We start from the raw sequence: 11808 nt of genomic DNA on the forward strand, positions 1-11808 counted from the left end.
TATCAGTCCATCGGCTTCTAAAAGAGCCACTGAAAAACGCAGTTTTTTTGTAAGCTAAGGTTTGTCTTATTTACCATCAATATTAATTATCTCAAGCATATTTCGGGTTGGAATCTCTTACATATTGTTTTGCTTTTACCTATTCATTATATAAATCACCATTTATTTTACTTATAAGTGCTATGCTACACACTCTTTAGCTACAAACTTTACTCTCTACATAATCATCTCCTGATCTTAGTACAGCAAACACCACTCTTGCCAACTTATTAGCTATGGCAACTGTCGTTTTATTATGGCTACTTCGCTCAGATAAATTAAACATCCATTTCGTAAATTGGCTAAAATCTTTTTTAGATTTCTGTTCTTCCGATGTAAATCTTATCTTGGCATTTAGTACAGCTCTAGCCCCTTGAATTAATAAAGTGCGTAAGTATACATCACCTCGCTTGCTAATTCCCAGCAGCTTATCCTTCCCACCACTTGAATGTTGTCTTGGCACTAATCCTAGCCATGCCGATAATTGCCTGCCATTCTCAAAACTTGTAGCATTACCTATTGATGCTATTAAAGCAGTAGCAGTAATTAAACCAAGACCAGGTATAGCTCTTAATCGTTGATATTGAGTTAGGTTACTTGCTATCATTGTTAATCGTTTTTCTATCTCTTTTATTTTTCTGTTATTATCTAAGAATTCTTCTTTTAGTTCACTAAATGTTTGATAACTTAACTGGCTTAATTTCCCTGCATCTAAAATCTCAATTAATTTTGTGATAACCTTATTAATGCCTTGAGGAACAATAAAACCAAACTCATGTAGTAGCCCCCTAATTTCATTAGCAAGTGCTGTACGATTTTTTACCAATCTCTCTCTTACCCTATGTATTGATAAAATTTCTTGTTGCTCTATAGTTTTAATTGCAACAAATCTCATATTAGGTCTTGTCACGGCTTCACATATCGCTTCAGCATCTGCTTGATCATTTTTATTAGTTTTAACATATGGTTTGACAAATTGCGGTGCCATTAGTTTTACTTCATGCCCTAATTTAGTTATTTCTCTTGCCCAATAACTAGAACCACCACAAGCTTCCATCCCTACTAAACATTGTGGTAAATTAGCCATAAATGTCAAAACCTGATCTCTCATCAATTTTTTCTTTAATACTGTCTTGCCATTTTTATCTACACCATGAATTTGAAAAATTCTTTTTGCAATATCTATACCAATTGTAGTAACCTCCATATGGACCTCCTTAATTGTTGTTTTAATATGTTAAATATTAACCCTAGAAGATTAGCAACTGCTTTTCATTCTCTATATCAGGAGGTCCATACCATTAGTCCATTATAGTAATAATTTATTTTGTTGGGCTACATCTATGGATTGTTTTACGGTTGTGGATAATTTATTTGGTTCTGATATAGCCCAAAGTAAAACATCGGTATCAAGTAATATCAGGTTACTAACGTTTAGTATTTTACTTTTCATCGTATATTGGTCTGATTATATCTCCGGTTATTTTAGCTTTACCTTTCATTATGCCTATTATAGAGTTTTTAGATTTTTCTAAAGGTTCTAATTTTGCAATCGGTATATTTTTTTTGTAATAATTACGGATTGATGAGTTGTGTGTAGATCTTCAATTATTTCTAAGCAATGTGATTGAAAATCGTCAATAGCCACTTTATTAGACATATATATAATCTGTTACGTTAAACTTATATTATATCATATAAATATGTAAAAGGATAAAAGATTATTTGAAATTTTTTTCTTCTTTTTTTCTGAGCAATCCAATCAAGAAACCGCTAACAGTAATGAATACTCCGAGCCAGATAAAACTCATCATCGGTTTATAATATATTTTAGCATGAATTATGTTGCCGTCTATATTGCTTAAGACAGCGTAAAGATCATATAGTAAATAAGAATATATATCGCTTTCTTGTGACAAGCCTTTTTCGACTATATAAAGCCTATTTTCTGGTTTTAATATGGTTATGTTATGGTTGTTATCCTCAAGCCAAAATTCAGCGATTTGCCTATAGTAATTTTTGCCTTGAGCGAACTTAACATTTTGCAAAGTTACTTTAAACTCATTAAATTTTGTACTTGTGCCAACGCTGCCGGTAAAGTCCATTTCACTTTGCAATAATGCATTCATAGTAATACTAAAAGCGATCAGTGCAAAGCCGAAATGCCCAAGGATCATGCTAGCAGTACTTGCTTTTAAAGATTGTCTGAAATAATTAGTTTTAAATATAAAATATAAAATATTATGTAGCATTAAGAAGATAGATGCAATTGTGGTTAAAACAGATATGACCCTAAAATTTACCCTAAGCGATATTAGATAGGTTGCTATTAAAGATAATATGAGGATAATAATATGCTTCTTGATTGAGCTTTTAGTAGTAAATAATCCGATAGTGAAAAGAATAGGTATAACGAAAATAAGAAAATTATTAATAAAGAATCTCTCATCGATAATAACAGGTTTATCGTCAAATAAAGAATAAGCTAAAGGATAAAGTGTGGCGGATATTAAGATGATGAGGCTTAAGGTGAAAAGAGTGTTGCCGATGGTTATGCCCGTCATGGCGAAGCCACAATAGTGGCTGTGGCAATCTCGGGCAACCTCCTGAGATTGCTTCGTCGATGCTAATGCACCTCCTCGCAATGACGGCATAGTATACACCCCCAAAGCACCAATACCCATAATCAAAAATATAACAAGTAAATATATACCGCGCTCAGGTGAGAATGCAAAAGAGTGGATCGAAGTAATAAAGCCGGATCGAACTAAAAAAGTACTGAATATTACTAATAAAAAAGTAACAATTGACAAAATCGACGTCCAGTTTTGCATATTTCCGGTTCTTGTCATGACTATTATGGAATGGTGCAGCATGATTCCGGATAGCCATGGAAATAGTGAAATATTTTCAACAGGATCGAAGAACCAGAATCCTTCCCAACCGAGTTCTCTATACGCCCACCAAGAACCAAGAGCTATGCCGATTGTGGTAAATAAAATACCGATGTTGGAAAATGTTTTAAGGAGGCTTATGTCATTCCCGCGAAAGCGGGAATCCAGTAAATAATTTGCAAAAGAACTGGATTCCCGCTTTCGCGGGAATGACATAGAGGAGCGGGATGACACTAACATTGCACAAACAATAGTAAAAGGCACTACGTAGCTGACATAGCCTAAATAAAGTAGAGGAGGGTGGATGCTTAGAGCGATATCCTGTAGCATCGGATTTAACCCTAGCCCTTCTTTAGGAATAAAGGAAAATGTATTAAATGGATTAGAGGTAAAATAAATAAAGCTGCTAAAAAGTAGTTGGATAACTGACAGAATAATAATAGATAATTTTTTATCTTCTTGGTTTTTAATTAGGAAGATATAACAGCAACTAACGATTTGTAATAAAGTAAACCATAATAATATTGAACCCTCATGGCTCGACCAACTACCGGCTATTTTATATATTAACGGCTTTAATGTGCTGGAGTTTAAGAAAACATTTTGCAAAGAAAAGTCAGAAACAATAAAAGCATAAACTAAGGTACAGAAAGCGAGCAGGGTGCATAGGATAGCGGTGTAGAAACAAATGTCATACCGCGACGTCATTGCGAGGAAAAACTGTAAGTTTTGACGAAGCAATCTCAGGATAATAAAGCGAGATTGCCACGCTCCTTTTAGTCGCTCGCAATGACGTAATAAACATATGACACAGGACACCCCGCTTAAGCACATAACAGCAATGAGGAAAAAATTACCGATTTCACTCACTGTCTGATATTTCCTCTATGGTAGGTAATATGATAATTCTTAGACTATCGATTTTATTAGCGATTTTCTTTAAAATTATTATTTTGAAGTTAAATAACTCAATTACTTCCCCTCGATTTGGAATTCTAGCAATTTTATGGATTATTAACCCTGCTATAGTATTTGCATCATCATCCGGTAAGTTCCAATCAAGTTCTCGGTTAACATCTCTGATAGTCGTAGTACCTTTTATAACATATTCAGTATCAGATTTTTTAATAATTTCATCACTATGCCTATCATGTTCATCGGTGATAGGTCCAACTATTTCCTCTATAACATCTTCAAGAGTAATGATGCCTTGCAAATCCCCATATTCATCGACAACACAAGCGAAATGGTTGTTACGCTCTCTAAAAGCGTTTAGCTGATCTACAACTAATGCATTTTCAGGAATAAACCATGGAGGCGTCAGAAGCTCATTAATATTAATCTTCTTTTGATCGTTATTATGTTCATAAAGCGATTTTAGTAAATCTTTTAAATTCAAAATACCGATTATATTATCTCGATTATCTTTCCATAAAGGTATACGTGTATGTGAGCTTGACAATAAAGTTTTAATTATTACTTCGCTAGGTAGATCAATATTAATAGCTATAATATTACTCCTATGAGTCATAATTTCCGATACCGTCATATTACGTATATCTAAAATTCCGCCAAGCATATTACGATCGGTTTTATATACGCCACCCTCTTGATGGTAATGCTCAATTACGCCTCTAACTTCCTCAGTACCGGATATTTGAGGATTTAAATTAATACGGAATATAAAGCAGAATATTCTTGTGATGTAATCAAGAGCAATATTAATAGGCTTAAAAAGCTTTAGAAAAATTACAATTGTTGAAGCCATTTTAAGGGCTAATTGCTCAGCTTTGGCAACAGCTATGGCTTTAGGTACTACTTCAGCAAAAACAATAATTATAAAAGCCATGACGGCAGAAGCAACCAAAGGACCATTATCACCAAGAAAGCTGATAAATAAAGTAGTCGCAATAGTAGTACAAACAGTGTTGATTAAACTATTACCGATTAGCAAAGTTCCAATTACTTTCTCTTTTTTCTTCAAAACTTGCAAAACAGTCTTAGCACGTTTGTCGCCAGCAATCTTAAGTTTATGAATCTTCCCAGGGGAAGAAGCAGTAATAGCAGTTTCGGTAGCAGCAAATAATGCAGATAAAGCGATCATAACTATAATAGCGATCACAAGTATAGTAGTCATTTGATGTTAAAATATAAAATTAACTATAAGTAATTATATTAGGAATTAAGCATTTTGCCTAATCTTTTTTGCATGCTTATTTTATTTGAAAAATTGGTGGTAAAGTTTTAGCTTTCAAAATTATAACGGGAAAGTTCTATAATTAATTAAGCCAGATATAATCAATTTTTAATCTCTCAGGGTTTAATTCCCCGAAGCTCTGCTTCGTGATATCATAAGAAACAACTAAAACTTTTTTAGATACCTCGTAGCTCTGCTGCGAGGAGCATCATTTAAATATAGATATATCATGGCTCATTTAACGATAGATGAAAGATTTAAAATATACGAAATGAATAAGAGTGGTTATAGCTCGCGATATATAGGGACAAAGATTGGCCGTGATAAAAGCACTATATGTTATGAACTCAAGAGAATGAGGCATAATTATAGACCAGATAGGGCTAACACACTTGCTTGCAGTTTAAGGCAAGGTAAGAGAAAAAGAAAATTAGATATTGATAATAATTTACGAGCAGAAATAATAAAGCAGTTAACACAGGGTATTTCACCAGATATAATTTCAGGTAGACGTAAACTATCACGAGATACTGTCAATATTTCTACAGAGAGTATATACCAGTTTATTTATACATCTCCTATAGCACAAAGGCAAAAATTATATTTATCTTTAGCAAGAAAAAGGAAAAATAGGTTGCATCATGGTACAAGAATCAGAAACAAAAGAATTACAATACCAAATCGAGTTTCCATTACTGAAAGACCAGAGATAAATAGAAAGATAGCAGCAATAGGTCATTTAGAAGGTGATTTAACTTTTAACAAAGGTAATCAAAGTCGTAATATAGGCGCTCTTGTGGATATCAGAACACAAAAAGTGTTTCTCACTTTAAACCGTTCAAAAAGAACACAAGATGTGATTGGTAACATGAATAAAAAACTTAAACAATTGTCGCATATAATCAAAAGCATAACGTTAGATAATGGCAAAGAATTTACCAATCATGAACAACTATTGCCAAAATCTGAACGAAAAGTATATTTTTGCAATCCTTATTCTCCATGGCAAAAACCATTGATAGAGAAGATTAACTCAATGGTGCACAGAGTATACTCTAAATCTTTAGATATAAAAAAATTAACAATAAAGCAATTACAAGAAATTGAGGATTTTTTAAATAATTTACCAAGAAAAGTGCTCGGTTATAAAACACCCAATGAGGTATGGGAAGAAAATATAAATCTGGCTTAATTAATACTGGAATTTACCATGTTATGAACTCAAGAGAATGAGGCATAATTATAGACCAGATAGGGCTAACACACTTGCTTGCAGTTTAAGGCAAGGTAAGAGAAAAAGAAAATTAGATATTGATAATAATTTACGAGCAGAAATAATAAAGCAGTTAACACAGGGTATTTCACCAGATATAATTTCAGGTAGACGTAAACTATCACGAGATACTGTCAATATTTCTACAGAGAGTATATACCAGTTTATTTATACATCTCCTATAGCACAAAGGCAAAAATTATATTTATCTTTAGCAAGAAAAAGGAAAAATAGGTTGCATCATGGTACAAGAATCAGAAACAAAAGAATTACAATACCAAATCGAGTTTCCATTACTGAAAGACCAGAGATAAATAGAAAGATAGCAGCAATAGGTCATTTAGAAGGTGATTTAACTTTTAACAAAGGTAATCAAAGTCGTAATATAGGCGCTCTTGTGGATATCAGAACACAAAAAGTGTTTCTCACTTTAAACCGTTCAAAAAGAACACAAGATGTGATTGGTAACATGAATAAAAAACTTAAACAATTGTCGCATATAATCAAAAGCATAACGTTAGATAATGGCAAAGAATTTACCAATCATGAACAACTATTGCCAAAATCTGAACGAAAAGTATATTTTTGCAATCCTTATTCTCCATGGCAAAAACCATTGATAGAGAAGATTAACTCAATGGTGCACAGAGTATACTCTAAATCTTTAGATATAAAAAAATTAACAATAAAGCAATTACAAGAAATTGAGGATTTTTTAAATAATTTACCAAGAAAAGTGCTCGGTTATAAAACACCCAATGAGGTATGGGAAGAAAAGGCTCTGTCTCATCAATTGTGTAAATTTCGTGAACCATTAAATTCTACCATCAAATTTGATCATAAAATGAGCCATAGCTTCATTCCAATTGGGGATAGGCATAGACCATTTTTTGGTAATATAATCAATTGTCAGATATAAAACTTTAAATACTGCGTCATCATTTGGAAAGATGCGTTTATTCTTAGTAACTTTTCTCAATTGGCTATTCAGCGATTCTATCGCATTTGTAGTGTAAATAATCTTACGAATCTCCTTTGGATATTGCAAGAAAATTATCAAATTATCCCAATTATTATACCAAGATTTAGCTATATGCGGATATTGCTTACTCCATTTTTGATCAAATGACTCAAGAGCTAATTCTGCTTCTTTTTCAGTAGCAGAAGTATAGATTAGTTTCAAATCCGCTGCTAATTGCTTTCTATCTTTATATGATACATATTTGAGGCTATTCCTGATCTGATGGACAATACAAATTTGATGTTCAGTTTTCGGATATACTGATGCAATAGCATCAGACATACCAGTTAGATTATCACTACAAGCAATTAAGATATCTTTTACTCCTCGATTCTTCATTTCAGTAAAATTACCAAGCCAAAATTTAGCTCCTTCATTCTCACTTATCCATAAGCCTAAAATATCCTTTCTGCCAGATAAATCTATTCCTAAAGCTACATATACTGATTTATTAATAATAAGTTTATCTTGTCTTACTTTCACTACTAAACAGTCAAAATATACTATAGGGTATACTGATTCAAGAGGTCTACTCTGCCAAATCTTGACCTCATCTATTACTTCATCTGTAATCCTGCTGATTAGGCTCTCACTGATCTCAGCTCCATATAATTCTTGCAATTGTGTTTTAATATCAGACACACTCATACCCTTCGCATATAAGGATATTATCTTTTGGTCTAAGCCATCTATTCTTGTTTGTTTCTTTGAGACTATTATAGGTTCAAATTTACCTTGTCTGTCTCTTGGAACATTTAGCTCTATAGTACCATTCTCACTAATCAGATTCTTACTAAAACTACCATTCCTCGCATTCTCAGTTTCAGCTCTATCATACTTGCTATAACCTAAATGTTCTGACATCTCAGCATGCAGTGCTCGCTCTAAAATACCCTTGGTTAATTCCTTAATTAATCCATTCTGACTGGCTTTGTTGCATAAATAAGCTTTTGAATATACTGCCCCTAACCCCGCAATGCTAGCCTAGCCAACAGGCACAGAGATAGGTTTACCAATTTCAAACATTTTGTTTAATAAGTGGCATTTAATAGACATTTCTTTTGTCATATTTTGATCATGTCTTGATAGAAACTTACTACCAAAAGAAGTTTTAAATCGAAAGAACGTGTTCTCTACACGCTCCCTTCTACCATAATTATTCTTTACCCTCCATGCTTGGTATCCTTTGTTTTGTTGATATATAACAGCTGCATCTCTCTCAGTTTTATCCCTAAGCGATTGAACTTTTACTGAAGAGTTTGGGGGTCTAATAACTGGTTTTATCTTCTTCTTTCTCAACAATTGATATGTAGATTCACCGTCATACCCTCGATCTCCCAGAAAATCCTTGGCTCTGACATTAGCTATTAGTAGTCCAATCTGTGATCTATCATCTATAGTATGCTCTGTGGTACTATCGGCAAGTATCATACCTTGATCTTCTATAACGATATGTAGCTTTTTCCATATGCGACGCTTATATTGCTTACCATGCTTATTTTCTAGCCATTCGTTCCCTGTGTAGGCTTGTATCCCTGTACTATCCATTGAAATACAACTAAATTCTTTATCTTGATTTCCATGTAAATACCTAAGATCTAATGACTTCATACGCTTACTTAATGTTGTATAGTCTGGACATCTAATAGATAAACCCGATATTTCAAAGAGCCAGTTTATAAAGCCTTGGGTTTGGCGTAACTTAAGACCGAATAAGCATCTGATCTTCAAACACTGTAATATAGCGTGATCACTATAGCGTCTAGGTCTTCCTCGTTTCATTTCCTCTCTGTAATCAGCATACCAGCCAATCGCCAAATCACTGGCAATCATAAAATCTATGCGACCCCTATTGCGTAAAAAATTATTATATTCTGACCAATTCGTTATTTTATATTTAGAATACTTGCGTGATTTACTAAAAGGGGCTTTCTTCCGAGATCTCATATAATCTGGATTATTTTTTAATTCAGGACATCTTACCAGATTATCACCACTCTTGCTCTACAAATTTTATTTATGCAACAAAGCCGTGCCTGTTGGCTAGGCTAGCATTGCGGGGTTAGGGGCAGTATATTCAAAAGCTTATTTATGCAACAAAGCCATTAATCATAAGGAATAGTTAAAGTTACTATAAAATATATCAGTACTACTTAAACCTAATAGTGTCAAGTTTTATTTTTTATAAAAACACACTATTTTTCATTCTGCGAAAATGATTTTGAAAAGAAATTAACAGTGCTGAGCAAGAACTTATAACGTGCATAACCTCCTCGTCCTGGCTTATTTTCATGTGTTACAAAAAATCGTTTATTCTTTAATTTCAGCAATGTTGATTTAATGGTGTTACTAGGTAGCTGACATGCAGATGAAAATTCATCTATTGTGATACTTTTAGTTATTACATGTTCAGCGTGCTTATCTTCAATATTATTAACTAGGAACTGCATTATTATTTTTTGTGCTCCAAACATTTGTCTAGATTCTTTTTTTAGTTCTTCTTCTGAAAAACTTACTAAACCATCATCTTTTTTATGAAAATCTAATTTCTCTTTACTATCGGTCGTATTATTATGATTTGACAGTTCTGTGTTAGGAGTGTCATCCCATGGACGATAAGTACGCTTCTTAAAGGAATTTTTAGTTTTATTTTTTTCTATTTCTGAGATTAAAGGCATAATGTTAATTATTAAGTATTGTTTTGAAGTTCTAATATTTCTTGGGTTAGGAGATCTATATCCTCTTTTGCTGCACTATTTCTTAGTGATGAAAAAATATTACTATTAGTATACATGCTATTAGGGAAATCTTGACAATTTCTGATAAAGGTATTCAAAACTTTATCTTTAAAAATATCATGATTTAATATGCTGGATAATACCTCAGAAGATAAAGCGGTTCTATTATCAAATTTATTAAGTACAACTTTAAAATCAATGGATTTTTTAAATCTTTGGCTAATAGTCTTAATTTCTTCATACGAAATTTTTAATCCAGACAAGCTAAAGTGTTCTGGAGTAATTGGACATATTACAACATCGGAAGATAATGTGGCAGAGGTTACTGATTGTCCTAACGCTGGTGGACAATCTATTAAAATTAAATCGTATTTATGACGTATTTCACTAAATAAATCATTATATACTCTATCTAATGGGTATTTCTTTAGTATCAAGTAATTATCTAATACAGCATTTTCTATTCTACTTGGGAGAATATCTAAACCAGCGGCAACGGTTTGAATTGTATCATGAAGTGTTGCATTATTACATATAATATCAATCATAACAGGCTTATCTTTAGCATCAACATTAAATGCTTGAGATAGGTTTCCCTGTTGGTCTAAATCAACACATAAAACCCTCGCACCATATAGATTAGACCTGATTGCAAAGGCATGCGTTAAAGAAGTTTTACCAGTACCACCCTTAACAATTTGGAAAGATATTACTTTTTTTGGAAACTGAATATTAAAAAGCTTCTTTGCCGTTGAGTGACCAAAATATATTCTATTTTGTGATTTGAAAGATTCTAGTTTTTTTAGTTTTAGTTTTTTATGAATGAATTGTAGTGATACCCCTAAAAATTTAGCAGAATCAGCAGCAGTCATCCGAATATCTAAGTCATTCATGATATATACCCCATACTCATTATAATATTATATTATAAAAATACTATGACATACATATATAAATAATATATTATTATAATTAATACACCATATATATACTATATTTATAGTATATAATTCTTGACACACTACAATATATTTAATAAAGTAGATATATGAGGTAGCAGAGTGATCTGATAATAAAATAGAAACTACCTTATAAAAAGAAAAACCAGTAAACACTAAAACTTTGGACGGTTGTGTGTTTACTGGTAAATGCAATAACCCATAAATCAATATGAGGTCATATATGAATATAACACACAATGAGTTTATTAGCAATAGAACCAGTCTATTGGCCACTCAAGGATCAAACCAATCACAATACTTAGCCCCCGACTACTGTTTACCTAGCAGTCAAAGTGAAAGCTATTACAGCAGGAAGTATAGCGTTAGCACTAATTTTTCCAATCACAAATTATTAAGAACACGTATCAAGCAAGTAGCTACAGTATCATTGATATTTTTATCAATGGTGACAGGTGAGGTATTTGCAGGAGACAAGAGACCGAAAAGCAAAGCCTCATCAGGTAGGAAGCAAGAGGTTACATTTGAGTCTATTGCCTTAAGCAACAATTTACCTGATGTAGTACCGCAATTGCCATTGCCTGATTTAATACCATCAAATCCGCCCGTGACACCACCACCTCCTCCACCCATGCCGCCATTACCGGACATAGTACCACCTGTAATATTACCCGATATGGTACCAGT

9 protein-coding genes and 1 pseudogene are annotated in these 11808 nt (G+C 32.9%); 2 read left to right on the forward strand and 8 right to left on the reverse strand.

The window, feature by feature from the left end; genetic code table 11:
- Positions 1–196: 196 nt before the first annotated feature.
- The 3 genes from AAHI98_RS02695 to AAHI98_RS02705 all read right to left on the reverse strand — a co-directional run bounded on the left by AAHI98_RS02695 (position 197) and on the right by AAHI98_RS02705 (position 5070).
- Positions 197–1246, reverse strand: coding sequence for an IS110 family RNA-guided transposase (locus tag AAHI98_RS02695; protein WP_342224642.1), 1050 nt, complete (start codon positions 1244–1246; stop codon positions 197–199).
- 514 nt (positions 1247–1760) lie between these two features.
- Positions 1761–3641: a heme lyase CcmF/NrfE family subunit gene (locus AAHI98_RS02700; RefSeq protein WP_410526190.1), complete on the reverse strand. Its 1881-nt coding sequence runs from the start codon at positions 3639–3641 to the stop codon at positions 1761–1763.
- Between the two features lie 154 nt (positions 3642–3795).
- On the reverse strand, positions 3796–5070 hold the full coding sequence (locus tag AAHI98_RS02705; protein ID WP_342224983.1) for an HlyC/CorC family transporter: 1275 nt from the start codon (positions 5068–5070) through the stop codon (positions 3796–3798).
- 289 nt (positions 5071–5359) lie between these two features.
- Here AAHI98_RS02705 and AAHI98_RS02710 point away from each other — a divergent pair, with 289 nt between their 5' ends.
- On the forward strand, positions 5360–6322 hold the full coding sequence (locus AAHI98_RS02710) for an IS30 family transposase (protein WP_342224646.1): 963 nt from the start codon (positions 5360–5362) through the stop codon (positions 6320–6322).
- Between the two features lie 19 nt (positions 6323–6341).
- Positions 6342–7178, forward strand: a pseudogene (locus AAHI98_RS02715) (IS30 family transposase); the annotation flags it as partial.
- 39 nt (positions 7179–7217) lie between these two features.
- Here the strand turns inward: AAHI98_RS02715 and AAHI98_RS02720 are convergent.
- The 5 genes from AAHI98_RS02720 to AAHI98_RS02740 all read right to left on the reverse strand — a co-directional run bounded on the left by AAHI98_RS02720 (position 7218) and on the right by AAHI98_RS02740 (position 11772).
- Positions 7218–8402 (reverse strand): IS256 family transposase, encoded by a 1185-nt coding sequence (locus tag AAHI98_RS02720; protein ID WP_342225019.1) that lies wholly within the window; start codon positions 8400–8402, stop codon positions 7218–7220.
- A 6-nt stretch (positions 8403–8408) separates the two neighbouring features.
- On the reverse strand, positions 8409–9371 hold the full coding sequence (locus AAHI98_RS02725; RefSeq protein WP_342224734.1) for an IS5 family transposase: 963 nt from the start codon (positions 9369–9371) through the stop codon (positions 8409–8411).
- Positions 9372–9619: 248 nt separating this feature from the next.
- Complete coding sequence (locus AAHI98_RS02730) at positions 9620–10102, reverse strand: hypothetical protein (protein ID WP_342224984.1); 483 nt, start codon at positions 10100–10102, stop codon at positions 9620–9622.
- 11 nt (positions 10103–10113) lie between these two features.
- The gene (locus tag AAHI98_RS02735) at positions 10114–11055 is read right to left on the reverse strand and encodes a ParA family protein (protein WP_342224985.1); all 942 of its coding nucleotides are present in this window, start codon (positions 11053–11055) and stop codon (positions 10114–10116) included.
- Between the two features lie 450 nt (positions 11056–11505).
- Entirely contained in the window at positions 11506–11772 is a 267-nt protein-coding gene (locus AAHI98_RS02740; protein ID WP_342224986.1) for a hypothetical protein, read from the reverse strand.
- Between the last annotated feature and the right edge of the window lie 36 nt (positions 11773–11808).

It is taken from the genome of Rickettsia endosymbiont of Urophora cardui (assembly GCF_964030725.1).
In the GTDB taxonomy this organism is placed as follows: Bacteria; Pseudomonadota; Alphaproteobacteria; order Rickettsiales; family Rickettsiaceae; genus Rickettsia.

What these genes read in the sequence shown, in the direction of transcription:
- AAHI98_RS02695 (WP_342224642.1), bottom strand. Translation starts at nt 1,246, where the DNA reads ATGGAGGTTACTACAATTGGTATAGATATTGCAAAAAGAATTTTTCAA.
- AAHI98_RS02700 (WP_410526190.1), bottom strand. Translation starts at nt 3,641, where the DNA reads ATGACGTCGCGGTATGACATTTGTTTCTACACCGCTATCCTATGCACC.
- AAHI98_RS02705 (WP_342224983.1), bottom strand. Translation starts at nt 5,070, where the DNA reads ATGACTACTATACTTGTGATCGCTATTATAGTTATGATCGCTTTATCT.
- AAHI98_RS02710 (WP_342224646.1), top strand. Translation starts at nt 5,360, where the DNA reads ATGGCTCATTTAACGATAGATGAAAGATTTAAAATATACGAAATGAAT.
- AAHI98_RS02725 (WP_342224734.1), bottom strand. Translation starts at nt 9,371, where the DNA reads ATGAGATCTCGGAAGAAAGCCCCTTTTAGTAAATCACGCAAGTATTCT.
- AAHI98_RS02730 (WP_342224984.1), bottom strand. Translation starts at nt 10,102, where the DNA reads ATGCCTTTAATCTCAGAAATAGAAAAAAATAAAACTAAAAATTCCTTT.
- AAHI98_RS02735 (WP_342224985.1), bottom strand. Translation starts at nt 11,055, where the DNA reads ATGAATGACTTAGATATTCGGATGACTGCTGCTGATTCTGCTAAATTT.
- AAHI98_RS02740 (WP_342224986.1), bottom strand. Translation starts at nt 11,772, where the DNA reads ATGTCCGGTAATGGCGGCATGGGTGGAGGAGGTGGTGGTGTCACGGGC.